Here is a 24,269-nt window from a genome sequence, read left to right on the forward strand (position 1 = left end):
TCTAAAAAGTTAACTTAGATTCTTTCAGACTGACAAACATGCTGTTTATGAGTTTAGATGTATAAACAGATAAAATTATTATTACCGTTCAGAACAGAAAAGCAACCATTCAGCGAGAAAAAGTTTTCACAGAGTTTAATAAAAGCTAATTTTGAACTATAAATTAACCAATGAAACGTAAGGATTTTATCATTTTATTTTGGGTGTCTTTGGCAACTACTCTGGTTTTCTTTTTCCTTTCTACGGAAGAAAAAAATCTTGAGAATTTCTCGCTTACTTTATTTATTTCAGCGATGTATTCTTTTGTAATAGGAATCGGAAATGACTTGATTAATAGTTTTCTCAACAAAAAAGTTCCTTGGTCTGAAGCAACAACCAAAAGAGCGATTTTAAGCATTGTTTCAATTCTTATTGCCAATTTTATTTTGGTGTATTTCTGCAACTATATCAACTTTGTGGTCATTCAAAAAGTAGCTACAACAGAAGCATTTTTCTCAGGAAAATACAATTTTATCAATTGGTTTATGGTGAATGTTGCTTTGCTGATTTCTGCTTTTCTACACGCTAAAAGTTTTATGGAGGAGCTTAAAAGATCTTCCAAAAAAGAAGTGGTTGAGCAGAAATTAATCGCAAAATCTGCCAATGCACAATTTGAAAGTTTAAAAAATCAGCTTGACCCACATTTTTTATTTAATTCATTAAATGTTTTAAGCTCGTTGATCGATGAAAACCCGAGTCAGGCTCAGAAGTTTACTGCCTCAATGTCAAAGATCTACAGATACGTTTTGGAGCAGAAAGATAAAGAATTAGTGACTATTGAAGACGAAATAGAATTTGCAAAAACCTATTGTGGCTTACTGAAAACAAGATTTGAAGACAGTGTTAATTTTATTTTTGATGTAAAAGAAGACGATTTACGACGATTTGTAGTTCCTCTTTCTCTCCAATTGCTTTTGGAAAATTGTATTAAACATAATTTGGCAACATCTTCAAAGCCTTTGCTGATCAGAATTTTTACGGAAGGCGACACTTTATGTATAGAAAATAACTTACAGATTCGGGAACAGATCAAAGAAAGTGCAGGAATAGGTTTGGCAAACATTGTACAACGCTATTCTTTACTGACGAAAAAGAATGTTTTTATAGAAAAATCTGAAGATTATTTTAAAGTAAAACTTCCGATATTATCTGAAAAACCAAACACGGCAAGTATCGATACAAAAAATCAGGATAAAGCTTACGAAAGAGCCAAGAAAAGAGTAAAAGAGATCAAAGGTTTTTATGGTAATCTTATTTCTTACTGCACGGTTATTCCTTTCCTGATCTTTGTGAATCTGTATACTCAAAATCATTACTATTGGTTTTGGTGGCCGCTTTTAGGATGGGGTGTTGGTGTGGCTTCTCACGCATTTCAGGTATTTGGGATCGGGACATCTTGGCAGGAAAAAAAGATCCAGGAAATTATGGATAAACAGAAAAAATAGAAATCATGGAAAAATTTGACGAAAATGATATCAATTATCAGCAGGCGAAAAGACAGGTAGAAAGATTGAGAGGTTTCTACGGACACTTATTTTCATACGTTGCTGTAAATCTTTTGATTGTTTATTATAATTACATCAATTTAAAACCAAATGAGAACTATTTTCAGTTTAAAAATTTCATTACGGCTGCATTTTGGGGAGTAGGTCTTTTGGCTCATGCATTATTTGTTTTTCTGCCCCGATTTAATTTTGCAAAAAAATGGGAAGAGAAGAAAATCAAAGAATTGATGGATAAAAATAAATAAAATGAATGCACTTTATCTGCTTTTTTACATTTCTATTGCTGCATGGTTTTTGAGCGAAATTTATTACAAGCAAAAATTTAAATCTGAATCGAAAGACCAAAAGAAAGATAAATCTACACTCAATATTTTGTGGGTGGTGATCATTCCGTCTGTTTTTGCGGCGGTAACGGTTTCTAAACTGACTTCTTTTCATATCAGAAACCAATATTGGATTTTATATTTAGGTGAATTTTTAATTGTGATTGGGATTGTTTTTCGTTGGATAATCATTAAATCTCTCGGAAGATTTTTCGCGGTAGATGTTTCGATTAGAGAAAATCATCAGATCAAAAAAGAAGGATCTTACAGATTGGTAAGGCATCCTTCTTATTCGTTTGCGCTTCTTACGTTCTTGGGTTTAGGATTATTTCTAAATAACTGGCTCTCTCTGTTTATTGCTCTTGTGCCTGTATTTTTAGCATTTTCGTATCGAATTAAAGTTGAAGAACAGGTTTTGATACAACAATTTGGAAACGAATATTTGGAATATAAGCGGAAAACAAAAAAGCTGATTCCGTTTATTTATTAATCTCAATGTAGATTAAATAATAAGTATAAGTGATTTATTATAAGTGTTTTATCTGTTTAACGCAAAGTTTGATTTTCATAAACTTTATTTTTAAGGAGCAAAGATGAATCAATAAATTGATTTTTATGAAGTTTTCGTTTTATTCAAGCTTCATCAGCGACTTTGTCGCCATTCTTTGCTCCTTAAAATATTAAGTTTAAGAATTAAAATCTTTGCGTGTTAAAGATTTAACTCATTTTTTTATCCTCACAAAAAAGACAAAGATTTTACCGAGTTATAAGTTATTCAAATGCTGGCAAAAAGAGAAATGAAAGCTCTGTCTTTTATGAACTTTTGAAATGCTCTTTTTTCAATCATTTCTTTTGCCCCTTTTGCTGTTAAAAAAACTTTAACACATAAAATAAAATCCCGATTTCAGTTGAGTCGGGATTTTTGCTGTTCAGTCTATATTTTCCACAGTTCAGTAATATAAAGTTGATTTGAGGTTGATTCTTGACCTAAATTTGACTCAAGAAAAACAAACAAATATTAATTTTAAAAATAAAAGATCATGGAAAATTTATCATTAAACAAAGAAAATTTAGCGTACAGAAAAGCAGCAAGACGAGTAAAAGATTTAAAAGGGTTTTACGGTAACCTTACTTCTTATTGCTTGGTTATTCCTTTTTTATTGATTTTAAATCTTATGACGGCACCGAATCATCTATGGTTTTATTGGCCAATGTTAGGTTGGGGATTGGGTCTTGCTTTACACGCTGTAAGTACTTTTGGAATCGGGAAAAACTGGGAAGAGAAAAAAATAAAAGAATTGATGGAGGAGGAGCAACAAAGAAGCATGCGTAAATAATCAGCAATGGAAAATAATCTTCAAAAGCAGCAATATAAGTCAGCCAAAAGCAGAATGAAAGAAATAAAAACATTCTACATTATGCTCACCGGATGTTTTTTGCTCACGCCTTATTTGATTTTTATCAACCTGAAAGTAAATCCTGAATTGCATTGGTTTTGGTTTCCGTTATTCGGTTTTGGAATAAGCATTCTGGGTTACGCATTTTATCTTTTTACGGGTAAAAACTGGGAAGAGAAGAAAATAAAACAATTGATGGAGCGTGAGAGAGGAAATTCAAAATCACTTTAAATAATTATTATTAAAAAATTAATACAATGGATTATAATAGCGCACAGCAAAAAGTAAAAAGGCTGAGGTCATTCTATAAAAACTGCATGTGGTTTACGATCGTTGCCGGATTTATTCTGATCAAAAATTTTATTAAATATTCTGGAACAGACCACAATTTTCAAGGATGGTTTATTCTTACGATTTGGGCAATAATTTTAGGAGTGAAAGCTGTAAATCTTTTTATATTTGATTCTGAATGGGAAAATCAGATCCTGGAAGAAGAACTTAAGAAGTCGAAAAAACCAATTAATTTTTAAAACTAAAAAGATTTAATTATTTTTATTTAAAATTAAACTAAAGCCAAGTAATGATTAAAACAGTCATCATCGAAGACGAAAAACCTGCAGCAAGAAAATTAGAAAGAATGTTGAGTCTTTTTCCTGATTTGCAATTGGTTGCCAACCTGGAATCTGTGGAAGAAGCAGTAAGCTGGTTTGCCGAAAATGAGCATCCGCAACTTATCTTTTCAGACATCGTTTTAGGAGACGGTCTTTCGTTTGATATTTTTGAAAAAATCTCTACAAAAGCTTTTATTATTTATACCACGGCTTTTGATCAATACACGTTGAAGGCTTTTAAACTCAACAGTATCGATTATCTTTTGAAACCCATTATGGAAGAAGATCTCGCCGGAGCGATTGAAAAATTCAAATCATTTATTCCTTCAGATAAATCGGTTAACTCACAAGAGATTAAGCAATTAATTAAAAAAGAAAAAACGACACTGTCGAGGATTTTGGTAAAGATCGGTTATAATCTGAAGATTGTACAGACCCCCGAGATCAGCTGTTTTTTTAGTGAAAATAAAATTGTTTATCTGCAGACTCAGGATCGGGTTTATCCTTCAGAATTTACTTTAGATGAATTAACGGATGTGCTTGATGATAAGAAGTTTTTCCGTGTCAACAGGCAGTTTATTATCAATTCAGATTATATTAAAAATATTCATACGTCGCCCAATTATAAAGTGGAACTCAATTTTCAACCAAAAGAAGAAATTACGGTGAGCCGTGAAAGGGTAAAAGATTTTAAAGACTGGTTGGTTAATTAATAGTTTTGCAGAATGTTTGAAGTATTTATAATCCTTTTTATTGTACTGTTTATAATTGGCAGTGTTTTTTATTTAATTAATACAGAAAAGCGTGAAAATCACCGCACTGCGTATCAAACGATATTTATGGTTATTCTTTTGGGTGTATGTTGGTTTACAGCAGTACATTCTTTTAATGATAAAACAAGAATAATTAGTTTTTCTGGCAGATTAGCCAATTTGGGGTCGAGTTTATTATTTCCGATTTTGCTGTACGTCATCCATAAATTGATTCCCCGAAAACTTAAAAATGATTATTTTCTTTACATGCTTTTGTTTCTAATTTCTGCATGCACTGTAATGTTTATCTCTTTTTTGGCTGTGATAGCAGCTGCTAAAACCGATTAAAAATAAAAAAGGCTTGAATTTCTTCAAACCTCTATTTTAAATTATTTCTGAATTTCTTTTTCAGGTTTATAACCATATTTTTCAACCATAATATAAGTTAAGACCACCAAAATGATGCTTATCGTTAATCTTGAATTTTCTGGATGTACAATTTCCTGATAAAGATTGTACCCTAAAGTTGCAGAAACTACCGCAATTAAAATTTGGTTGACGTAAGCGTACTGATTTTTTAAAGTCGTTTTCATGATAAATATTTTTAATTGTTATTTACTTGGTAAGTATCACAATCTGAAATATGTTACAGAAAACTTTTTATATTAACCTGAATTTGAATTAAGCAATAATAAATTTCTTAACGCAAAGCTTGATTTTCGCAAGTTTTATTTAAGCTTCATCAGCGACTTGTCGCCATTCTTTGCTCCTTAAAATAATAAGCTTAAAAATTAAAATCTTTGCGTTAAAAATTCAGTGCTAAATTATGAAATTACTCCGCTTCCAATCAATTCATCATCAATGTACCAAGCAGCAAATTGTCCTTCAGCAATCGCAGATTGAGGCTTTTCAAATTCTACAAAAAAACTATTTTCAAACTGATAAATCGTAGCTTTCTGAAGCTCTTGTCTGTAACGGAATCTCGCCATTACTTCCATCGATTCTCCATTTTTTAATCTTAAATCTTCGCGAACCCAATGCAGCTCAGAATTATCAATCTTCAACGCTTTTTTATGCAATCCCGGAAAGCTGTGACCTTCTCCCACGAAAATAATATTGTTTTCCATATCTCTCGATACGATAAAACAACTTTCTTTATGTCCGCCGATTCCTAATCCTTTGCTTTGTCCGATCGTGAAAAATTGAGCACCTTGATGCTTTCCGATTACTTTTCCGTCAGCTTTTTTATAATTAATTTTTTGGCTTAAAAATTCTAATTCTTCCTCTTTAGATGAAAAACTTGGCGTTTCCTGTGCGAAAAGGGGAGAGTCTTTGAAAATTTCTACAATTTCGCCTTCTTTCGGAACCAATTGCTGCTGTAAAAATTGTGGAAGACTTACTTTTCCGATAAAACAAAGTCCCTGAGAATCTTTTTTATCTGCAGTTACCAAACCAATTTCTTTCGCAATTTCTCTTACTTCAGGCTTCGTCAGTTCACCAATAGGAAACAATGCTTTAGACAATTGATCCTGATTCAGCTGACAAAGAAAGTACGACTGATCTTTATTATTGTCTTTTCCCGCCAACAAATGAAAAATTTCTTTTCCGTTTTCATCAAAAGTAGAATCTACTCTTGCGTAATGTCCTGTCGCCACTTTGTCAGCACCTAAAGACATTGCCGTTTTCATAAAAACATCAAATTTCACTTCTCTGTTGCACAAAACATCAGGATTCGGAGTTCTTCCTTTCTGATATTCATCAAACATATAATCAACGATGCGTTCTTTATAAAGTTCGCTCATATCAATCACCTGAAACGGAATTCCCAGTTTTTGAGCAACCATTAAAGCGTCATTACTGTCCTCAATCCACGGACATTCATCTTCTAAAGTTACCGAAGCATCATTCCAGTTTCTCATAAAAAGAGCAACCACTTCATGCCCTTGTTGTTGCAGCAAGTATGCTGTAACACTCGAATCTACGCCTCCGGAGAGACCTACTACTACTTTCATATATTCAATTTTACGAAACTCTTAACGGGAGTTCTTAGTTGAGCCGCAAAATTACGATAATCCTATTCACAAAAAAAATGATAATTTTATACATTGATAAAAACGATAGTAACACAAAATCGTTGTTTAAATGTTCACCAAAAAAATATTTGATATGAAAAAACTGTTTATTTCTTCATTCTTTCTGATTTCCGGATTGTCATTTTCTCAAGTTGCAATAGGAACACCCACCACTGAAACGAATAAATGGACTTTCGGTGGAGGATTAGGTGTTGGTTTCGGAAGCAATTCTTATTTTAATCTTCAGGTTGCACCGAGAGTTGGTTACCGACTGACAAATGATTTGGAGGCTGGTTTAATAGGAAGTGTTTCCTGGCAGACTTCGGATTTTTATAAATCGACCATGTTTGGTTTTGGTCCTTTTGTCAATTATTATTTCGCAAGATCTTTCTTTGTGAGTAGTAATCTGCAGCATTTTTTCATCAATTATGAAGACAAATATTACGATTTCAAAGACAATCAGCAAGAGACTGCTTTATATTTAGGTGGTGGTTATATGCAGCAAATCGGGAATAATTCTTTTATGCAGATTGGTTTGATGTACAATGTTTTGTATAAAGAAAACAGCAGTGTTTTTTCTGGAGGATTGATTCCAAATGTTGGCTTTGTGGTTGGACTTTAAGATTTCCCACAGATCTCACGGATTTACTCAGATGATTGAAAATAGAAATCTAAATCTTTAAATTATATTCTCGCAGATTTTGCTGATTACGCAGATTTTTTAACAATATGATCTGTGAAAATCTGTGTAATCCGTGAGAGAAAATTCAACATAAAACAAAAAAGCATCGAGAATTTCCCGATGCTTTCGTTATTATTTTTAAAATTGATTATTGAGAAGATTTCTCAGCAGACTTTTTTGTCTTCTGTGTTTTTCCTTCTAATCCGTCTTTAGCTTCATTTACATCTAAAGTTACCGTTTCGCCTTCAGTTAATTGTTTGTTGACCAGCATTTCTGCCAATAAATCCTCAATATACTTCTGGATAGCTCTCTTCAATGGTCTTGCACCAAAATCTTTGTCCCATCCTTTTTCTGAGATGAAATCTTTGGCTTCAGTAGTTAGATCTACTTTGTAACCTAATTTTTCAAGTCTTGAATATAGTTTAGACAATTCAATATCGATAATTTTAGAAATATCAGTTCTCTCAAGAGAGTTGAAAATCACAATATCGTCAATTCTGTTTAAGAATTCCGGAGCAAATGCTTTTTTAAGAGCATTTTCAATCGTACTTCTTGTTCTGGAATCAGAACTGGTTTTCTTAGCATTAGTTCCGAATCCTACACCATCACCAAAGTCTTTAATGTCTCTTGTTCCGATGTTTGAAGTAAGGATGATAATTGTATTTCTAAAGTCAATTTTTCTACCTAAACTGTCTGTTACATGACCTTCATCTAAGATTTGCAACAAGATATTGAATACATCCGGATGCGCTTTTTCAATCTCATCTAAAAGAACGACTGCATAAGGTTTTCTTCTTACCGCTTCAGTTAATTGTCCACCTTCTTCATATCCAACATATCCTGGAGGCGCACCAACCAATCTAGAAACTGCAAATTTCTCCATATATTCACTCATGTCAATTCTGATCAATGCTTCGTCAGAATCGAAGAGTTCTCTTGCCATTACTTTTGCCAGCTCAGTTTTACCAACACCGGTTGTTCCTAAGAAAATAAAGGTTCCGATAGGTCTGTTCGGATCTTTCAATCCTGCTCTGTTTCTTTGGATAGCTTTTACGACCTTTTTCACAGCGTCTTCCTGACCAATAACTTTTCCGTTCAGGTTATTATCCATTCCGGCCAATTTATCCAATTCATTTTTACCAACTTTTGTTACAGGAACACCGCTCATCATAGAAACTACTTCTGCAACACTTTCTTCGGATACCGTTTCTTTTTTCTCTTTTACATCTTTATCCCATTGATCCTGGGCAGAATTCAACTCCATTTGCAAACGCTCTTCTTCATCTTTCAGCTTTCTTGCTTCCAGGTAATCCTGAGCTTTTACAGCTTTTTGTTTCAATTCTTTAATGTCTTCAATTTTCTTTTCAAAATCGATAATGGCAGTAGGAACTTTCATGTTTTTAATGTAAACACGAGATCCTGCTTCATCCATCGCATCAATCGCTTTGTCCGGTAAAAATCGGTCTGTAATATATCTTGATGTCAAATTGACACAAGCCAAAATAGCTTCTTCTGTATAAACTACATTGTGATGCTCTTCATATTTATCTTTAATCTGATTCAAAATCTGAATCGTTTCATCGATAGAAGTTGGCTCCACCATTACTTTCTGGAATCTTCTTTCTAAAGCTCCGTCTTTCTCAATATACTGACGGTACTCATCAAGAGTTGTGGCACCAATACATTGAATTTCACCTCTTGCTAAAGCCGGTTTAAACATATTTGAAGCATCTAAACTTCCTGTAGAACTTCCCGCACCAACAATGGTGTGCAACTCGTCAATGAATAAAATCACATCACGGTTCTTTTCAAGCTCCGTCATGATCGCTTTCATTCTTTCTTCGAATTGACCACGGTATTTTGTTCCGGCAACCAAACTCGCAAGATCCAAAGTAATTACTCTTTTACCAAAAAGAACTCTTGAAACTTTTTTCTGCTGAATTCGTAAAGCTAAACCTTCAGCGATGGCAGATTTACCAACACCCGGTTCACCAATCAACAACGGATTGTTTTTCTTTCTTCTTGATAAAATTTGTGAAACTCTTTCGATTTCTTTCTCACGACCGATTACAGGATCCAATTTTCCGTCTCTTGCCAAAGAAGTAAGATCTCTACCAAAATTATCTAAGGTTGGAGTTTTACTTTTTGAAGAACCCAGATTTCCTGTAGGCTTTCTCATCTGCTCAAATTCTTCTCTGTCATCATCATCATCGTAAGCCGAATTCTGAGGTGCCTCTCCGGAATTTTTAAGCATTGTTTGATATTCTCTTGAAACTCCTTCATAGTCAATATCGTAAGCTCCTAAAATACTTGAAGTAGGATCCTCATATTTATATAAAATGCCCAAAAGCAGGTGAACGGTATTGATCTCGTTGCTTTTGTATTGTCTGCATTCTAATTCTGCACGCTTAATGGAATGATCTGCCATTTTCGTGAATGAAATATTGGTGACTTCCTCAGAAATAGGATTTAGACTTGCTGTATTTAAAGTTTCAATTTTTCTTCTGATCTGTGTTAAATCGGCATTAAGCCCTTGAAGGATTTCTTTTGCAGAGTTTTCTGTTTTTATAATACCTAAAAGTAGATGTTCTGTATTAAGAAATTCACTTTTCAGCCTTTTAGCTTCATTTTTGCTTTGCTTGAACACTTGGCTCAAACCTTGTGAAAACTTATAATCCATAATATATCTCGTTAGAATAAAAGCAGAATTGCTTTATATTCAATATCTAAATTACAAATATTTTACCAAAAACCAATTAATGACTTTATGGCAGAAAAATATTTTTTATCTTATTGAAAATGACTAAGTTTGTTGTCCTTAAATATTCCTCATGAGTCCTGAAATTGTCAATTACATCGGCTATGCTGCTTCAGTTTTTATCGTTTTGAGTTTTATTCTTAAAGATTTAACCAAAATCAGGATTGTCAATTGTATTGGTTGTCTCTGTTTTGTCATCTATGGAATTTTCAGTGGAATGCTTTGGCCGGTTATTATTCCCAACGGAATTATTTGCTTTGTACAGGTATATCATTTACTCATTGCAAAGAAGAAATAATGGCTCGAAAAAAAATATTAATTTCTGCATTCAGTAATCTTTATACCGACCAAAGAATTGAAAAAGTTTGTAAAACGCTGCATGAAAACGGTTATGAAATTGAATTGATCGGTAATAATTGGGGTGGGGAAGAAGCAATGATCCGTCCGTATCCTTTTTCAAGGATAAATATTATTTCTAAAACTTTAAAGACCGCTTATTTTGAGTTTAACTGGATGCTTTATTGGCAGCTTTATGAAAAAGCAAATGAACATACGATTCTTCTTGCCAATGATTTGGATGCTTTACTGCCTAATTATCTTTTAGCTAAAAAATTAAATATTCCGTTAATATTTGACAGTCATGAAATTTTTTCTGAAATGCCCGCTGTTCAAGGGAAAATGTCTCAAAAACTGTGGCGTTATTTGCAGAACAAAATTGTTCCGAATTTAAAATTCATGATTACTGCAAGTGGAAGTTATGCAAAATGGTTTCATAACAAATACGGAATCAATCCAACCGTTATTCAGAATGCGCCAAGAAAAATTGATTTTTCAATAGAAATTCCAGAAAATAATCCCAAAATAATTTTATATCAAGGCGCAATTAATCCATTTAGAGGAATTGATAAAGCTATTTTGGCAATGCATCATCTTGAAAATGTTATTTTTAAAATTGCAGGAGACGGACCGAAGAAAAAAGAATACGAAGATTTAATTGTAAAAGAAAATCTTCAGGATAAAGTTCAGTTTTTAGGAAAATTGCTTCCGGAAGATTTAAGAGAAATCACATTAACCGCTGATGTTGGAATGAGCATAGAAGAAAATGGCGGTGAAAGCTATGAATTTTCACTTCCTAATAAGGTTTTAGACTGTATTCAGGCTAGAGCTCCTTTAATTCTATCTCCGCTTCCGGAAATGCTGAGTATTAAAAATCAGTTTGATGTTGGCGAAATTATCAAAAATCATCAACCCGAAAATATAGCTACAGCAATAAATTTAGTGTTAAATAAAGGGAGAAAAAACTATCAATTAGAATTGAAAAAAGCTTCCGAAATTCTTTGTTGGGAAAATGAAGAAGTGAAATTGCTGGATGTTTTTGAAAAAGCTTCTCGATAAGATTGTTGTTAAAATTATTAAACTATTGTGGATACGAATTTCACTAACCTTAATGGTTCAATTAATTTTCTACAAAACTAAAAACTCTAAAAATTAGTATCTTTGCAGAAAGAAAGTATAGAAATGACCATTAAAGAAAAACAGCAGGAAATAATCGACGAATTTGCGTTTCTTGAAGACTGGGAACAGAAATATGAATACATCATAGATTTGGGTAAAGAACTGAAAGGTCTTCCGGATGACAAGAAAACCGATGATAACTTAATCAAAGGTTGCCAAAGCAAGGTGTGGATTGATGCTGAATTTAAAGATGGAAAACTATTTTTCAATGCAGATTCTGACGGAATTCTTCCAAAAGGAATCGTTTCTTTGCTGGTAAGCATTTATAGCGGTCATTCTACCCAGGAAATTCTTGATTCTGATTTTGAATTTATTTCTGAAATCGGATTGCAGGAATTTTTATCTCCTTCAAGAGCCAACGGATTGATGGCGATGACCAAGCAAATCAAATTTTATGCAGTCGCATACCAACTGAAATCTTAGTTGTGACCAGAATTTTAGCATACCGTTTTTCCGCTTTTGGTGATGTCGCTATGACAGTGCCTGTTTTTCGGGAGTTTTTGGAACAAAATCCTGAAGTTGAAATTGTGATGGTTTCTCGGAATAACTTTGAGAGCTTATTTGCTGATATTCCGAATGTTATCTTTCATGGGATTGATCTTGATGAATATAAAGGATTTCTTGGAATAAGAAGATTGGCCAAAGAATTATTAAAGTTATACAAACCAGATTATGTTGCTGATTTGCATGATGTTATCCGGGCGAAAATATTGGATAAGATTTATGTAAGAAAAGGCTTAAAGGTTTTTAAAATAAACAAAGGAAAAGAGGAGAAAGAAAACCTTACGGATGTCTGGAATTTAGATAAAACTCGATTAAAAAGAACGGTAGAACGTTATGCAGATGTTTTTCGGGATATGGCTTTTAAAGTTGAGCTTTCGCATCAGTTAAGACCCAAATCTAATCAAAAATCTGGGATTGGTTTTGCGCCATTCGCTCAACATAAAGGAAAAATGCTTCCTTTAGAGAAGTCTTTTGAACTTGTAAAAATTTTAGCAGAAAAAAATACCGTTTACTTCTTCGGAGGTGGAAAAAAAGAAACGGAAACCCTTGAAAGTTGGGAAAAACAAATTCCCAATACCAAAAGTTTGGCAGGAAAACTTAATCTTTCAGAAGAACTACACCGAATTTCGCAGCTTGAAGTAATGATTTCGATGGATTCAGCTAATATGCATTTAGCCAGTATTGTAGGAACTCGTTGTGTTTCAATTTGGGGAGCGACTCATCCATATGCAGGGTTTTTAGGTTTCGGACAAAGCGAGAATGACGTTGTTCAGATTAATGATCTTACCTGTAGACCCTGTTCGGTTTTTGGTGATAAAGAATGCTACCGTGGCGATTGGGCGTGTTTGGAAGAAATCAACGTACAACAGATTATAGACAAAATTTAACAGAATGAAGATTTCTGTTTGCATTCCGGTTTATAATTTTGATGTAAGAGAATTGGTCTATGATCTTAAGAAAGAAATAGAAAGCCATTCAATCAATGCTGAAATTATTCTTATTGATGACGGTTCAGACGAAAATTTCAAACAAATAAATAACGAACTCAATCATCAGGTAAACCAGTTTATTTTACTTGAAAAAAATATTGGAAGATCCAGAATTAGAAATCTGTTTTTAGAGTATTCAAAAACGGAATATCTGCTCTTTTTAGATTGTGACGGAAAAATTATTTCTCCAAATTTTCTTAAAAACTATGTCAATCTTTTAGATGAAAATTCTAATGTAGCTGTTGTTTATGGCGGAAGAAAGGTTTCAGAAAAGCCGTCTTCAGAAAAGCATATTTTAAGATGGAGATTTGCTGTAGAAAGGGAAAATTTACCGTTAGAAAAGAGAAAAATGAAACCTTATTTAAGCTTTCAGACAAATAATTTTTTAATTAAAAAAAACATCTTTGAAAGCATTAAATTTAATCCTGATCTCCGGAAATATGGCTATGAAGATTTGGTGTTTTCAATGGATTTAAAATCAGTAAAAATCCCGGTAATACATATTGATAACCCGATTTATAATAATGACGTAGAAGAGGGGAGTGTTTATTTGAAAAAGGTTGATGAGTCTGTAGAGAGTCTTCTGCTCATGCTAAATAATCAAGCATTAAGCTCTAAATTATCTGAAATTAAGCTTGTAAAAGCATATGAGTCTGTTTGTAAAAAAGGATTAAAATTTCCTGTTTTAATTTTATTTAGTTTTTTCGAAAAATTTCTGAAAAAGAATTTACTTTCCGGAAATCCTAATCTCAAATTTTTAGATCTATATAAACTTGGATTGATGCTTAAAAAATCAAAATAGCATTAAAATAAAAAACTCTCAGATTTTTCTGAGAGTTTTTGTGGGCCCTGAGGGATTCGAACCCCCGACCCTCTGGGTGTAAACCAGATGCTCTGAACCAACTGAGCTAAGAGCCCTAAATTTTTTAAAAGTTTTAGGAACTTTTGTGGGCGATGAGGGATTCGAACCCCCGACCCTCTGGGTGTAAACCAGATGCTCTGAACCAACTGAGCTAATCGCCCTCTTCAACGTTGCCGTTGTTTAGAGTGGTGCAAATATACGACTTATTCACAAATCTCCAAATTTTTTTCTAAAAAATCTCCAACTACAAAGTTGCTTCCGCCAATAAAAATCATTTCTTCATTTGTACATTCTTGTTTTGCAGAAAGATACGCTTCTTGTACAGAATCAAAAATTTTATATTTTATTTTTGAATTAATTAGTAAATCTTCATAGTCTTGTGGGGGTCTTCCTCTGTTGATGGATGGTTTTGCAAAATAAAACTGAGAATTTTGAGGAAGTAAGTCCATTACATCATCAATTTTCTTGTCATTGACAAATCCTAAAACAACGTGTTTGTGTTTTTCAATAGAATTTAACTGTTCAAAAACTGATTCCAAACCAGCCTGATTGTGTCCTGTATCACAAATAGTCAAAGGATCTTGGGAAAATTCAAACCAACGGCCAATAAATCCTGTATTTTGGTGGACGGATAAAAGTCCGGTTTCAATATTTTTATTTGAGATAGGGTAGTTTAGTTTTCTCAATTCTTCAACCAATTCTAAAACAACTTTAATGTTTTTATTTTGATAGTTTCCCTTCAAATCTGATTTTAGCTCGGTTTTTAATTCGGTAGCGTCAATAAATGGAGCGTTTTCTTCAGTTGCTTTATCTTTGATAATGTTTTTTACGATTTCATTATCATCTCCGAAAATAATTGGTGTGTAAGCTTTTATAATTCCTGCTTTTTCAAAGGCAATTTCTTCGATGGTATCTCCTAAGATATTTTGATGATCGAGCTGTACATTCGTAATTGCTGCAACCAAAGGTTTGATAATATTGGTTGAATCTAATCTTCCACCTAAACCGACTTCAATAATCGCAAAGTCTACCTTTTGCTGAGCAAAATATTCAAACGCCATAATTGTCGTAAACTCAAAAAAAGAGGGGAGGATATCTTCAGGGAGCTTTTTTAGTTTTAAAATGAAATTATAGACAAACTCTTTATCGCAATTTTTACCGTTAATTTTAATTCTTTCTGTGAAATCAATAAGATGTGGAGAATTATATAAACCCGTTTTGTAACCCGCTTCCTGAAGAACCGAAGAAAGCATGTTGCTGGTGGATCCTTTGCCATTGGTTCCTCCAATGTGAATGCATTTTATTTTATCTTGTGGGTTGTCAAAAAAAGAGCAGAGTCTTGTGATGTTTCCAAGTCCCGGTTTGTATGCTTTTTGTCCATCTAACTGATAGTTTGGCGCCTGAACGAAAAGCCATTCTACAGCTTCCTGATATTGTGCGTTTGTCATGATGCAAAATTCTCAAAACTTTCATTAAAATGAAACAATAATTTTCTAAATCTGTAACTTTTTTACAATCTTTACGTCTAATTTGAATAAAGCCAATTTAAAATCGTTATTTGCAAGCTTAATCAATTGAAAATAACGGCTCCATTTGAAAAAAAATTAAATATTTCCTTATGAAAAAAGTTTTGACGGTAGTTTTGGGATTAGCCTTTGCAGGATTAAACGCTCAGCAGAAATGGTCTTTGCGTGAATGTGTAGACTACGCAGTAAAGCATAATCTTCAAGTGATTCAGAATGAATATTCAAAACAGATTCAGGATTCTAATCTTAAAATTGCTCAGAGAAATTACCTTCCTTCTGTGAATGCAAGTGTAGGAAATAATGTAAGTTTCGGACAGGCTTCTTTGGGAACAGGAAGTATCAGAAACGACAGATTCAGCAATTCTGCAAATTTAGGAGCAGATATTTTAGTTTACAATAACGGGAGACTTGAAAAAACAATAAGAAAATCTCAGTTTGATGTAGAAGCGAGCCAATATGACATTGAAACTATTAAAAATGATATTTCACTTCAGATTGCTCAACAGTATTTAACGACTTTATTGAATAAAGAGATTGTAAAAATTTCTCAAAGTGCAACAGAAAATGCAAAAAAACAGTTTGATAGGGCAAAAATAACTACAGATGTGGGTACTACGGCTCAAACAATTGTTGCAGAAGCAGAAGCGGCGTGGGCAAGAGAAAAGCAAAATTTAAAAACCGCTGAAATTAATGTTGGAAGAAGCTTGTTTGCTTTGGCACAGTTACTTCAGTTAAAAGAATACAAAGATTTTGATGTGGAAGATGTAGAAGTTGATGATAAGTTGACTCCTCAATTGTTTTCTGTAGATGATGTGTTGAATTTAGCTTATGGAAATCAACCACAAATAAAAGCAGCAGAAAGCAGAATAAAATCTGCCGAAACTCAGACAGAAATTACCAAAACGTCTTTTTGGCCAACTATTACTGCAAGTTTGGGAATAGGAAGTTTTTATAATAATTTATTGAATACAAGTTATTCTGGGTTTGATGAATTTGGAAATGCCGCAAAAGAACGTTCTTTTTTCCAGCAGTATAAAGATAACTTTGGGCAGCAAGGAGGGATCAGTTTAAATATTCCTATTTTCAATAAAGGAATTACCAAACTTCAGGTAGAACAGTCAAAAATCAATGAGAATATTGCTAAAACAACTTTAGAACAGCAAAAACAGACTGTAAGGCAAAGTGTTCAGCAAGCTCAATTTGATGCGGATGCTAATTATGAAGTGTATCTTGCAGCAGTAGAAGCCGAAAAAAGCACAAAATTGGCTATGGAATTTGCAGATAAAAGTTATGCAGCGGGTCGTACAACAATTTATGATTTAAATATTGCCCGAAACAATTATGCAAACTCTCAAGGCTCGGTTCAACAGGCAAAATTTAATTATCTTTTCAGCCTTAAATTATTGAATTTCTATTCAGGGATTCCGCTAACTTTGTAAGATGTCTATTCAGTCTTTAGAAAAATATTTGCCTCAAAATACACTTTTGTATTTAAGGAAATGGTTTTCAGATTATTCTATTCATATAAAGGTTACTAAAAACCGAAATTCGAAGCTTGGAGACTATCGGAAGTTACGTAATAATTCGCACGAAATTAGCATCAATTCTACATTAGCCCCGCAACTTTTCTTTTTCGTATTAACTCACGAATTGGCGCATCTCATTGCCTTCGAAAAATTCGGAAGAAGAATTGCTCCACACGGTAACGAATGGAAAGATACTTTCAGGGAAATGCTTTTGGAAAGTGCGGATGTTTATGATGAAGATCTAAAGCCGATTATAACTAAGTTTTCACGGTCTCCGAAAGCCAATTTTATGGCAAGTCCGGATCTCGTAAAATATTTTCATATTGATAATCAGAATGATGATGAGATTTTTATAGAGAAGCTTAGCAAGGGTGAAAATTTCATCTATCGAGAACAAAAGTATTTGTTGGAAGGTCTGATTAAAAAAAACTATCTTTGTATGAATCTGGCTACAGGACGAAAGTATTCTTTCAAACCTTTGGCTAGAGTGAAAAAATGCAGTTAAATATGTTAAAATCAGATAAGTACTGTGTGATTATGGCAGGAGGAATCGGTAGTAGATTCTGGCCTCTGAGCACACAGAAATTTCCCAAACAATTTCAGGATATTTTAGGAACGGGTCGTACCATGATTCAGCAGACGTATGACAGAATCAGTAAGGTTATTCCTAAAGAAAACATATTTGTAATTACCAACAAAGAGTATGTAGCACTTTCTCATCAGCAATTACCAGAAATTCCTGAGGATAATGTAGTGGGTGAGCCTTTGATGAAAAATACGGCTGCATGTAATCTTTACATGGCAAATAAAATTGCTGAAATCAATCCTGATGCCACGATGATTGTGCTTCCAGCAGATCATTTAATCTTAAAAGAAGATGTTTTTTTGGAGAAAGTAGAATTGGCATTTGACTTAGCTTCTACTCATGATTATTTAGTGACTTTGGGAATTACACCAACAAGACCAGATACAGGTTACGGATACATCCAATTTGTTGAGAAAAAAGATTCAGACTATTATAAAGTTAAAACTTTCACAGAAAAACCTATTCTTGAAATTGCCAAAAGTTTCCTTGAAAGCGGAGATTTCCTGTGGAATGCAGGAATTTTTATCTGGAATGTAAAATCTATTCACAAAGCTTTTGAGATGTTTCTTCCGGACATGACTCAGCAGTTTATGGCTTGCGAATACAATGCAGAAGCAGAGGTAAGCTGTATAGAACTCATTTATCCTAAAATTCAAAAAATATCAATCGATAACGGGATTTTAGAAAAAGCTAAAAACGTATATGTAATTCCGGCTGATTTAGGCTGGAGCGATCTCGGAACCTGGACTTCGGTTTTTGAAAACAGCGATAGAGACGAAAATGAAAATGCAGTCAATATCAAAACAGCGCTTACCTACGATTCTACAGGAAATATTATTCATGTAAAAAATAATAAAGCGGTTGTAATAGACGGTTTGAAAGATTTTATCGTTGTAGATACAGATAAAGTACTTTTAATCTGCCCAAGAGAGCACGATCAGCAGATTAAAGAATACGTTTTAGATTTAAAAAGCCTTAAAAAAGGAGAGAAATTTATGTAAATATTGGCATAGTTTCTGTCCGTATTTCAAACTATGAAAAAAATTACAACTCTTACTTTTCTTTTTTTCTTTTTAGGAATCTCTGTTTTTTCCCAGGAAAAGAAAAAATTCTCAAATATTGATACCGTTTTGGGCAAAATTGTCCCCAATGGCAAAGTTGATTTTTGGGTATTGGTTAATAACAGTTATGGCAAAAATAAAGAAGTAAAAGTCTCAGGAACCAAACAAGATTATCTTCCTCAATTTGTGGGATTTAATTTCAGACCGGGTCAGGAAAGTTTTTATTATATTGTTTCTTCTGTGGGAGGGAAAATAAGCTATTTGACTGATCTAAAGGAATTAAAAGAGTTTATCGGAAAGGTTGATAACGTTGAAGAAGCTGCATTGTCTGCTGTTTTAGAAGGTTATTTAATCGATGAACAATTTGTGGATATTGCCGCCAATTATTACACAGATGCTACAAATTATTACTTAGATCTTGGAAAGATTACTTCAAAAGAGTGTCCTTATCAGAAAACACATTTTACATTAACGGTCAATAAATCGACAGGCATCGTTTCGAATATTAAAGATAACGGAACATACATCGAGGTTTATACTAAAAACTGTACAAATAACCCACGTCTTTTAAAAATAGAAAAGAAAGAAGAACCTAAAGATGAGCCAAAAAAGCAACCTGCCAAAAAAAGAAAATAATTTCTACGAAACAGAAAGGCTTTTAATTCGACCTGTTTCTGTAGATGATGCTGATATTATTTTTCAGCTTTATAATATGCCAAATTTTATAAAGTTTATTGGAAATAAGAACATCAATTCTTTCTCTGATGCCGAGAATTATATTAAATCTAAGTTTTTACCGCAAATTGAAAAACGAGGATTCGGAAATTATATTCTTGTTTTAAAAGAAGGAAATCAGAAAATCGGAAGTGTGGGAATCTTCGAAAGAGAAGGTTTAGATGTTGCAGATATTGGATTTTCTGTCCTTGAAAAATTTGAAGGCAAAGGTTTAATGTTTGAAGCCGCTCAGAAAGTAAAATCTATCGGAATGGAGGAATTTGGTTTAAATAAAATTTCTGCAATCACTTCAAAAGACAATTCTTCTTCACAAAAATTAATCGAAAGGTTAGGTTTGAAATTCCAAAAATATGTAACGCTTCCCAATGAAGACGAAGAGTTGATGTATTACGAAACAGAATAACGAAATACTAAAATCACAAATGTTTTCACGAATAAACACAAAATATGTATGAAATTAGTGAAAACATTTGTGAAAATTTGTGTTTAAATTTATTCTAAAATCTGAGCTGTCGCCGTTTTAGAAGTCACCTTCTCAATAACTCTCGTGCAAATTCCTTTTTCATCGAAAATAAAAGTAGTTCTCACAATTCCCATATAAGTTTTACCAAAAGTTTTTTTCTCTTTCCAAACTCCGAATTTTTCGATAACATCACGGTTTTCATCAGCAATCAGATCATAAGGAAAAGCAAATTTGCTGTGAAAATTCTTCTGCTTTTTCACGGTATCTCCACTGATTCCTAAAAGCTGAAATCCTGCTTGTTTCAATTGCGAATAATTATCGCTCAAATTACACGCTTCTACAGTACAAGTCGGCGTACTCGCTTGCGGATAAAAGAAAATAACTAATTTTTTTCCGAGTAGCTTTTCAGAATTAATTGTTTCTCCGTCCTGATTTATTCCTTCAAATTGTGGTAATTGGTCTCCAACTTTCAGCATAATGATTTATTTTTGTTCAAATTTAATGGTTAAATGACAAAAAAGCAAAGAGCCGCACTCGTTCAGGAAGAATTAGAAAAATTATATCCTGTTGTTCCTATTTTTTTAGATCATACAGATGTTTATACTCTAATGGTTGCTGTTGCCCTTTCTGCACAAACTACTGATAAGAAGGTAAATGAGGTAACTCCAGAACTTTTCGCTGTAGCAGGAACACCGCAAAGAATGGCTAAACTGGAGGATTTTGAAATTAAAGAACTCATCAAAGAAATCGGACTTTCGAATACAAAAGCTAAGAATCTGAAAAAAATGGCAGAGCAACTTTTGGAAAAACATAACGGCGTTGTCCCTCAAACCTATGAAGAACTTGAAGAGTTGGCAGGAGTGGGGCACAAAACGGCTTCTGTAGTGATGAGTCAGGGCTTTGGATTTCCTGCTTTTCCGGTCGATACACACATTCACAGACTGATGACGCAATGGAAGCTCACTTCCGGGAAAAACGTTGTAGAAACAGAGAAAGATGCCAAAAAATTATGGAAAGAAGAGTTCTGGAATAAACTCCACCTTCAAATTATTTTCTACGGAAGAGAATATTCTCCGGCGAGAGGAAAAGGCGAGAAAGATTTTATTACAAAAATGTTGTTCGAAGAAAAAGATAAATAATATAACAGCCGCAAAAATTCCCCTCCTTTGGAGGGGTGGCGAAAATTCGAAAGAATTTTTGACGGGGTGGTTTAAGAATAATAAATTTTAAAATTACTCAACATCCAACAATCTCCTATGATAGTTAATCTGTCCCAAATGATAACCCAAATGTCCAAACAAATGAATCAGAAAATATTCTGTCGTCATTTTATGACCTAAAGCTTCAATAGGATATTCTTTTTTCAAATCTTCCTCCGATAATTGGTCGAGTGAAGAGTGTACAATCTCAATCGTTTTTTCAATTTTATCAATCAATTCCGTTCTCGGAATATTTTTTAACGAAAATTCAAGCTCTCTGTTTCTTACATAACCTGAATTTCCCAATATTGATCCAATAAAATGATTAATATTTCCAACCAAATGAAGCGATAAATTTCCTGCAGAATTGAGAATATTTTTATCAATTTTCCAGATAGTTTCTTCGTTTTGATACGCTTCTATTTCTTTTTTTAATTGGTTTAAATCTCTTGTGAACAATAATTTTATACTTTCTGTCATAATTTTAGTATTATTAAATTCCCCTTCCATGAAGGGGTGGATTTTTGTGAAACAAAAAGACGGGGTAGCTAACTAATAAATCAAAATTAAGAAAAATCAATATTCCGAGTAATTTTATTTTACTAAAGCTCTAAAATATCCTCTGAAATCTTTTGTGAAATTTTCTACTTTTGTATTATAATCTATAAAACCATAAATACTGTCATTTTTTTTGAATTTATCTTTATTTAGCACAAGTTTTTGATAAATTGCTTTTGCAGGAATAAATTTATCTTCACCTTTTAGCGTTTTTGGATCATAATCTTTAATGAAAAAATTTCCATTAAAAACTTTTACCAAAGTACCATTTCCAAATTGTTTATTGTTATTATTCAATGAAATATTTAAGGTGTCGTCCTTTAAATTGGTTTTACATTTATAATTATCAAACCTTCCCGAGATATTCCAAATTGTTGACTCCTGAACAATATATGCTGTTCTGCTTTTGCTCTCATTAACATCAGTTCTGTAAAGTTTTAGCTCAGGGTATTTTGATAGGAGCTTTATTGTATCATTCTCTGGGAGGCTTTTGTCAACGGTAAATTTTTCAAAATTCTGTTGAGTTTTCTTCTCTTTTTTACAGCTTACAATTGATAAGCAGAAAATTAAAATGAATATAAAATATAAAGTTGGTTTCATGATTTTGTTTAAACAAATCTAAAACAAAAAAAGTCACGAAAAATTAATTCGTGACTTCTATATTTTAATGAGAAAATTTTTCTCTTTTTTAGACCAAAATTATTTCTGCTTCGTCGCCCAAAGCTCCATTTTTCTGTTTAAAACATCCAAAGGAAGACAACCCTGACTCAAAACTTCATCATGGAATTTTGCCAGATTAAATTTATCGCCCAATTCTTTCTGGTATTTTTCTCTCAGTTCTCTTATTCTTAAAGACCCGATTTTATACCCTAAAGCTTGTCCAGGCATTGCCATATATCGTTCAACTTCTGCAGTTGCTCCTGCTTCATCGTAAGCAATATTGTTTAGAAAATAAGTAATAGCATCTTCTCTTGTCATTTTTCCTGTGTGAATTCCGGTGTCAACAACCAAACGAACGGCACGAAGCATTTGATCGCTCAGATATCCCATTTTTTGGTAAGGATCTGTGTACAATCCGAATTCCGGACCTAAAGTTTCACAATAATGCGCCCAACCTTCGCCATAAGCTCCAAACCAGCCGAATCTCATGAATTTTGGAAGTTTTGTATTTTCCTGTTGCAGAGAAACCTGATAATGATGTCCCGGAATCGCTTCATGCAAGAAAAGAGATTCCATTCCTGAAGTAACGTTGAATTTTGACGGATCAGGAAGTGGCATATAGAAAATTCCCGGTCTTTTTCCGTCGGGAGTTCCCTGAATATATTCCGCACTTGCGCTTGCTTCTCTGAATTTTTCGGTTTGTCTGATTTCAAACTTAGTTTTTGGTGTTACGCTAAACATGGTTTTCAGCTTCGGAGTTATTTTAGCTAAAATCCCGTTGAAACCATCCAAAACTTCTTTTGATGTTTTGTAAGGCATCGCTTTAGGATCTGTTTTTACAGAATTGATAAACTCTTCAAGCGTTCCTTTGAAACCAACTTGGTTTTTTACTTTTTCCATTTCACCACGTAACATCGCAACTTGCTGTAGTCCTATTTTGTTGATTTCTTCAGGCGTTTTGTTGGTTGTTGTCCAGCTTTTAGCATAATATCTGTAAATATTGTCTCCTTTAGGAAGGCTGTTGTAGCCGTCTGTTTCTCTGGATTTAGGCAAATATTCTTTTTCTAAAAACTCACCCATTTTTGTATACGCAGGAATGATATTTTTTGTAATCGCTTCTTTATACAGTTTGGTAAGTTTTTCTTTTTGTTCTTTGCTGAAGCTCTTTGGGAAGTTTTTTACAGGTCCGTAGAAAATATTCTTTTCAAAATCTGGCGTGATGATTTCTTCAGCTTTCATCTGAGGAATCATTTTTACCACCAATTTTCTTGGCAGAACGACCTTATTATTTATTCCTTCACGGAAATTATCTGCAGCCGCATTCATCCATTCTGGGAATTTTTCCAGTCTTTTTAACCAGTCTTCATAGTCTTTTTCTGTATTGAAAGGCTGACTTCCTTGTCCGCTTCCATACAACGGAAAATTTAGCGGTAAACCTGTAAACTGGCTGAAAGGAATGTATTCAGGATGATAAGCATAAGCTTCAATTTTATCTTTTAAAGTATAATCTAAAACATCATAAACTACTTTGTCTTCATCCGAAAGACTATTATAATCTACATTTTCAAGCTGCTTTTGGATGGAATTATAAAAAGCAATTTCCCCCAAAATAAAATCTTTGTCAATATTGATCGGAAGCTGGTCGTTGTACCTCAAGTCTCCTTGTGAAGTAGCTTCTAAAGGATAAAGCTTCAAATACTGCTCATAATAATTAGACGCAATAGAATCGATGTTGGTTGGCGTAACTTTCGTTAATGGTGAATCTGATTTTTTGCATGATGAAATGCTCACCGCCAATCCGAGCCCGATTATGGTTTTAAATAAAATATTTTTCATAGATAATCTTTACCTTTTATTTGTAAGATGAAATACAATGGTTGTTACAAAAATTTTGTTTCAGCATTTTATTCAAATGAATAAATAACAAAAATAACCAATATTGTACA

Annotated in this window: 27 protein-coding genes and 2 tRNA genes; 19 read left to right on the forward strand and 10 right to left on the reverse strand. The window is 33.2% G+C overall.

Translation table 11 applies throughout. The features are described from left to right. Nucleotides 1-170: 170 nt before the first annotated feature. From BUR17_RS11815 to BUR17_RS11845, 7 genes are all read left to right on the forward strand, one after another. The gene (locus BUR17_RS11815) at nt 171-1,484 is read left to right on the forward strand and encodes a 2TM domain-containing protein (RefSeq protein WP_074230579.1); all 1,314 of its coding nucleotides are present in this window, start codon (nt 171-173) and stop codon (nt 1,482-1,484) included. Between the two features lie 5 nt (nt 1,485-1,489). Further along, on the forward strand, nt 1,490-1,789 hold the full coding sequence (locus tag BUR17_RS11820; protein WP_074230580.1) for a 2TM domain-containing protein: 300 nt from the start codon (nt 1,490-1,492) through the stop codon (nt 1,787-1,789). Between the two features lies 1 nt (nt 1,790). After that, nucleotides 1,791-2,357: a methyltransferase family protein gene (locus BUR17_RS11825; protein WP_074230581.1), complete on the forward strand. Its 567-nt coding sequence runs from the start codon at nt 1,791-1,793 to the stop codon at nt 2,355-2,357. Nucleotides 2,358-2,907: 550 nt separating this feature from the next. Then, nucleotides 2,908-3,204, forward strand: a complete 297-nt coding sequence (locus BUR17_RS11830) for a 2TM domain-containing protein (protein WP_074230582.1) — start codon at nt 2,908-2,910, stop codon at nt 3,202-3,204. 6 nt (nt 3,205-3,210) lie between these two features. Then, nucleotides 3,211-3,495, forward strand: a complete 285-nt coding sequence (locus BUR17_RS11835) for a 2TM domain-containing protein (RefSeq protein ID WP_074230583.1) — start codon at nt 3,211-3,213, stop codon at nt 3,493-3,495. Nucleotides 3,496-3,521: 26 nt separating this feature from the next. Next, complete coding sequence (locus BUR17_RS11840) at nt 3,522-3,794, forward strand: 2TM domain-containing protein (RefSeq protein ID WP_074230584.1); 273 nt, start codon at nt 3,522-3,524, stop codon at nt 3,792-3,794. A gap of 50 nt (nt 3,795-3,844) precedes the next feature. Next, nucleotides 3,845-4,588 carry a LytR/AlgR family response regulator transcription factor gene (locus BUR17_RS11845; protein WP_084550586.1) on the forward strand — a complete coding sequence of 248 codons (744 nt, stop codon included), beginning with the start codon at nt 3,845-3,847 and terminating at the stop codon, nt 4,586-4,588. A gap of 428 nt (nt 4,589-5,016) precedes the next feature. Here BUR17_RS11845 and BUR17_RS11855 read toward each other — a convergent pair whose 3' ends face one another. After that, complete coding sequence (locus BUR17_RS11855) at nt 5,017-5,220, reverse strand: hypothetical protein (protein ID WP_066675915.1); 204 nt, start codon at nt 5,218-5,220, stop codon at nt 5,017-5,019. Nucleotides 5,221-5,451: 231 nt separating this feature from the next. Next, nucleotides 5,452-6,639, reverse strand: coding sequence for a tRNA 2-thiouridine(34) synthase MnmA (gene mnmA / locus BUR17_RS11860; protein ID WP_074230586.1), 1,188 nt, complete (start codon nt 6,637-6,639; stop codon nt 5,452-5,454). Nucleotides 6,640-6,793: 154 nt separating this feature from the next. On the opposite strand from mnmA, the gene BUR17_RS11865 reads away from it, so the two are divergent. Continuing rightward, nucleotides 6,794-7,321, forward strand: a complete 528-nt coding sequence (locus BUR17_RS11865; RefSeq protein ID WP_074231196.1) for a hypothetical protein — start codon at nt 6,794-6,796, stop codon at nt 7,319-7,321. A 208-nt stretch (nt 7,322-7,529) separates the two neighbouring features. Here BUR17_RS11865 and BUR17_RS11870 read toward each other — a convergent pair whose 3' ends face one another. After that, the gene (locus tag BUR17_RS11870) at nt 7,530-10,061 is read right to left on the reverse strand and encodes an ATP-dependent Clp protease ATP-binding subunit (protein ID WP_074230587.1); all 2,532 of its coding nucleotides are present in this window, start codon (nt 10,059-10,061) and stop codon (nt 7,530-7,532) included. A gap of 151 nt (nt 10,062-10,212) precedes the next feature. Between BUR17_RS11870 and BUR17_RS11875 the strand changes: the two genes are divergently transcribed. From BUR17_RS11875 to BUR17_RS11895, 5 genes are all read left to right on the forward strand, one after another. Next, nucleotides 10,213-10,437, forward strand: a complete 225-nt coding sequence (locus BUR17_RS11875) for a uroporphyrinogen decarboxylase (RefSeq protein ID WP_074230588.1) — start codon at nt 10,213-10,215, stop codon at nt 10,435-10,437. Then, nucleotides 10,437-11,534 (forward strand): glycosyltransferase, encoded by a 1,098-nt coding sequence (locus BUR17_RS11880; protein ID WP_074230589.1) that lies wholly within the window; start codon nt 10,437-10,439, stop codon nt 11,532-11,534. Before BUR17_RS11875 ends, BUR17_RS11880 begins: the two co-directional genes overlap by 1 nt. A gap of 123 nt (nt 11,535-11,657) precedes the next feature. Continuing rightward, a complete protein-coding gene (locus BUR17_RS11885) occupies nt 11,658-12,077 on the forward strand; it encodes a SufE family protein (RefSeq protein WP_074230590.1) in 420 nt (139 codons plus the stop codon). Between the two features lie 2 nt (nt 12,078-12,079). Then, nucleotides 12,080-13,045 (forward strand): glycosyltransferase family 9 protein, encoded by a 966-nt coding sequence (locus tag BUR17_RS11890; protein ID WP_228418709.1) that lies wholly within the window; start codon nt 12,080-12,082, stop codon nt 13,043-13,045. Nucleotides 13,046-13,049: 4 nt separating this feature from the next. After that, a complete protein-coding gene (locus tag BUR17_RS11895; protein ID WP_074230591.1) occupies nt 13,050-13,949 on the forward strand; it encodes a glycosyltransferase family 2 protein in 900 nt (299 codons plus the stop codon). A 41-nt stretch (nt 13,950-13,990) separates the two neighbouring features. Here BUR17_RS11895 and BUR17_RS11900 read toward each other — a convergent pair. The 3 genes from BUR17_RS11900 to BUR17_RS11910 form a co-directional block, all read right to left on the reverse strand. Continuing rightward, nucleotides 13,991-14,065: transfer RNA gene (locus BUR17_RS11900), tRNA-Val, on the reverse strand. 30 nt (nt 14,066-14,095) lie between these two features. Further along, a tRNA-Val gene (locus tag BUR17_RS11905) sits at nt 14,096-14,170 on the reverse strand. A gap of 42 nt (nt 14,171-14,212) precedes the next feature. Next, the gene (locus tag BUR17_RS11910) at nt 14,213-15,457 is read right to left on the reverse strand and encodes a bifunctional folylpolyglutamate synthase/dihydrofolate synthase (RefSeq protein ID WP_074230592.1); all 1,245 of its coding nucleotides are present in this window, start codon (nt 15,455-15,457) and stop codon (nt 14,213-14,215) included. Between the two features lie 170 nt (nt 15,458-15,627). On the opposite strand from BUR17_RS11910, the gene BUR17_RS11915 reads away from it, so the two are divergent. The 5 genes from BUR17_RS11915 to BUR17_RS11935 are packed head-to-tail and all read left to right on the forward strand — an operon-like array spanning nt 15,628 to nt 19,846. Continuing rightward, a complete protein-coding gene (locus tag BUR17_RS11915; RefSeq protein WP_084550589.1) occupies nt 15,628-16,974 on the forward strand; it encodes a TolC family protein in 1,347 nt (448 codons plus the stop codon). A gap of 1 nt (nt 16,975) precedes the next feature. Next, nucleotides 16,976-17,566: a SprT-like domain-containing protein gene (locus BUR17_RS11920; protein ID WP_074230594.1), complete on the forward strand. Its 591-nt coding sequence runs from the start codon at nt 16,976-16,978 to the stop codon at nt 17,564-17,566. A gap of 2 nt (nt 17,567-17,568) precedes the next feature. Beyond that, a complete protein-coding gene (locus tag BUR17_RS11925) occupies nt 17,569-18,648 on the forward strand; it encodes a mannose-1-phosphate guanylyltransferase (protein WP_228418712.1) in 1,080 nt (359 codons plus the stop codon). A gap of 33 nt (nt 18,649-18,681) precedes the next feature. Then, nucleotides 18,682-19,344, forward strand: coding sequence for a hypothetical protein (locus BUR17_RS11930; protein ID WP_074230596.1), 663 nt, complete (start codon nt 18,682-18,684; stop codon nt 19,342-19,344). Continuing rightward, nucleotides 19,307-19,846 carry a GNAT family N-acetyltransferase gene (locus tag BUR17_RS11935; RefSeq protein ID WP_074230597.1) on the forward strand — a complete coding sequence of 180 codons (540 nt, stop codon included), beginning with the start codon at nt 19,307-19,309 and terminating at the stop codon, nt 19,844-19,846. The genes BUR17_RS11930 and BUR17_RS11935 overlap by 38 nt, the downstream gene beginning before the upstream one ends. Nucleotides 19,847-19,935: 89 nt before the next feature. Here the strand turns inward: BUR17_RS11935 and bcp are convergent, their stop codons facing one another. Next, entirely contained in the window at nt 19,936-20,382 is a 447-nt protein-coding gene (gene bcp, locus BUR17_RS11940; protein ID WP_074230598.1) for a thioredoxin-dependent thiol peroxidase, read from the reverse strand. 33 nt (nt 20,383-20,415) lie between these two features. Between bcp and BUR17_RS11945 the strand changes: the two genes are divergently transcribed. Continuing rightward, nucleotides 20,416-21,045: an endonuclease III domain-containing protein gene (locus BUR17_RS11945; protein WP_074230599.1), complete on the forward strand. Its 630-nt coding sequence runs from the start codon at nt 20,416-20,418 to the stop codon at nt 21,043-21,045. Between the two features lie 93 nt (nt 21,046-21,138). Here the strand turns inward: BUR17_RS11945 and BUR17_RS11950 are convergent, their stop codons facing one another. From BUR17_RS11950 to BUR17_RS11960, 3 genes are all read right to left on the reverse strand, one after another. After that, nucleotides 21,139-21,585, reverse strand: coding sequence for a DinB family protein (locus tag BUR17_RS11950; RefSeq protein WP_185116695.1), 447 nt, complete (start codon nt 21,583-21,585; stop codon nt 21,139-21,141). 114 nt (nt 21,586-21,699) lie between these two features. Then, nucleotides 21,700-22,263, reverse strand: coding sequence for a hypothetical protein (locus BUR17_RS11955; RefSeq protein WP_074230600.1), 564 nt, complete (start codon nt 22,261-22,263; stop codon nt 21,700-21,702). Between the two features lie 99 nt (nt 22,264-22,362). Beyond that, the gene (locus BUR17_RS11960) at nt 22,363-24,159 is read right to left on the reverse strand and encodes a DUF885 domain-containing protein (RefSeq protein ID WP_074230601.1); all 1,797 of its coding nucleotides are present in this window, start codon (nt 24,157-24,159) and stop codon (nt 22,363-22,365) included. Nucleotides 24,160-24,269 lie beyond the last annotated feature (110 nt).

The organism is Chryseobacterium scophthalmum, assembly GCF_900143185.1.
GTDB classification, from domain to species: domain Bacteria; phylum Bacteroidota; class Bacteroidia; order Flavobacteriales; family Weeksellaceae; genus Chryseobacterium; species Chryseobacterium scophthalmum.

What these genes read in the sequence shown, in the direction of transcription:
- BUR17_RS11815 (WP_074230579.1), top strand. Translation starts at nt 171, where the DNA reads ATGAAACGTAAGGATTTTATCATTTTATTTTGGGTGTCTTTGGCAACT.
- BUR17_RS11820 (WP_074230580.1), top strand. Translation starts at nt 1,490, where the DNA reads ATGGAAAAATTTGACGAAAATGATATCAATTATCAGCAGGCGAAAAGA.
- BUR17_RS11825 (WP_074230581.1), top strand. Translation starts at nt 1,791, where the DNA reads ATGAATGCACTTTATCTGCTTTTTTACATTTCTATTGCTGCATGGTTT.
- BUR17_RS11830 (WP_074230582.1), top strand. Translation starts at nt 2,908, where the DNA reads ATGGAAAATTTATCATTAAACAAAGAAAATTTAGCGTACAGAAAAGCA.
- BUR17_RS11835 (WP_074230583.1), top strand. Translation starts at nt 3,211, where the DNA reads ATGGAAAATAATCTTCAAAAGCAGCAATATAAGTCAGCCAAAAGCAGA.
- BUR17_RS11840 (WP_074230584.1), top strand. Translation starts at nt 3,522, where the DNA reads ATGGATTATAATAGCGCACAGCAAAAAGTAAAAAGGCTGAGGTCATTC.
- BUR17_RS11845 (WP_084550586.1), top strand. Translation starts at nt 3,845, where the DNA reads ATGATTAAAACAGTCATCATCGAAGACGAAAAACCTGCAGCAAGAAAA.
- BUR17_RS11855 (WP_066675915.1), bottom strand. Translation starts at nt 5,220, where the DNA reads ATGAAAACGACTTTAAAAAATCAGTACGCTTACGTCAACCAAATTTTA.
- mnmA (WP_074230586.1), bottom strand. Translation starts at nt 6,639, where the DNA reads ATGAAAGTAGTAGTAGGTCTCTCCGGAGGCGTAGATTCGAGTGTTACA.
- BUR17_RS11865 (WP_074231196.1), top strand. Translation starts at nt 6,794, where the DNA reads ATGAAAAAACTGTTTATTTCTTCATTCTTTCTGATTTCCGGATTGTCA.
- BUR17_RS11870 (WP_074230587.1), bottom strand. Translation starts at nt 10,061, where the DNA reads ATGGATTATAAGTTTTCACAAGGTTTGAGCCAAGTGTTCAAGCAAAGC.
- BUR17_RS11875 (WP_074230588.1), top strand. Translation starts at nt 10,213, where the DNA reads ATGAGTCCTGAAATTGTCAATTACATCGGCTATGCTGCTTCAGTTTTT.
- BUR17_RS11880 (WP_074230589.1), top strand. Translation starts at nt 10,437, where the DNA reads ATGGCTCGAAAAAAAATATTAATTTCTGCATTCAGTAATCTTTATACC.
- BUR17_RS11885 (WP_074230590.1), top strand. Translation starts at nt 11,658, where the DNA reads ATGACCATTAAAGAAAAACAGCAGGAAATAATCGACGAATTTGCGTTT.
- BUR17_RS11895 (WP_074230591.1), top strand. Translation starts at nt 13,050, where the DNA reads ATGAAGATTTCTGTTTGCATTCCGGTTTATAATTTTGATGTAAGAGAA.
- BUR17_RS11910 (WP_074230592.1), bottom strand. Translation starts at nt 15,457, where the DNA reads ATGACAAACGCACAATATCAGGAAGCTGTAGAATGGCTTTTCGTTCAG.
- BUR17_RS11915 (WP_084550589.1), top strand. Translation starts at nt 15,628, where the DNA reads ATGAAAAAAGTTTTGACGGTAGTTTTGGGATTAGCCTTTGCAGGATTA.
- BUR17_RS11920 (WP_074230594.1), top strand. Translation starts at nt 16,976, where the DNA reads ATGTCTATTCAGTCTTTAGAAAAATATTTGCCTCAAAATACACTTTTG.
- BUR17_RS11925 (WP_228418712.1), top strand. Translation starts at nt 17,569, where the DNA reads ATGTTAAAATCAGATAAGTACTGTGTGATTATGGCAGGAGGAATCGGT.
- BUR17_RS11930 (WP_074230596.1), top strand. Translation starts at nt 18,682, where the DNA reads ATGAAAAAAATTACAACTCTTACTTTTCTTTTTTTCTTTTTAGGAATC.
- BUR17_RS11935 (WP_074230597.1), top strand. Translation starts at nt 19,307, where the DNA reads ATGAGCCAAAAAAGCAACCTGCCAAAAAAAGAAAATAATTTCTACGAA.
- bcp (WP_074230598.1), bottom strand. Translation starts at nt 20,382, where the DNA reads ATGCTGAAAGTTGGAGACCAATTACCACAATTTGAAGGAATAAATCAG.
- BUR17_RS11945 (WP_074230599.1), top strand. Translation starts at nt 20,416, where the DNA reads ATGACAAAAAAGCAAAGAGCCGCACTCGTTCAGGAAGAATTAGAAAAA.
- BUR17_RS11950 (WP_185116695.1), bottom strand. Translation starts at nt 21,585, where the DNA reads ATGACAGAAAGTATAAAATTATTGTTCACAAGAGATTTAAACCAATTA.
- BUR17_RS11955 (WP_074230600.1), bottom strand. Translation starts at nt 22,263, where the DNA reads ATGAAACCAACTTTATATTTTATATTCATTTTAATTTTCTGCTTATCA.
- BUR17_RS11960 (WP_074230601.1), bottom strand. Translation starts at nt 24,159, where the DNA reads ATGAAAAATATTTTATTTAAAACCATAATCGGGCTCGGATTGGCGGTG.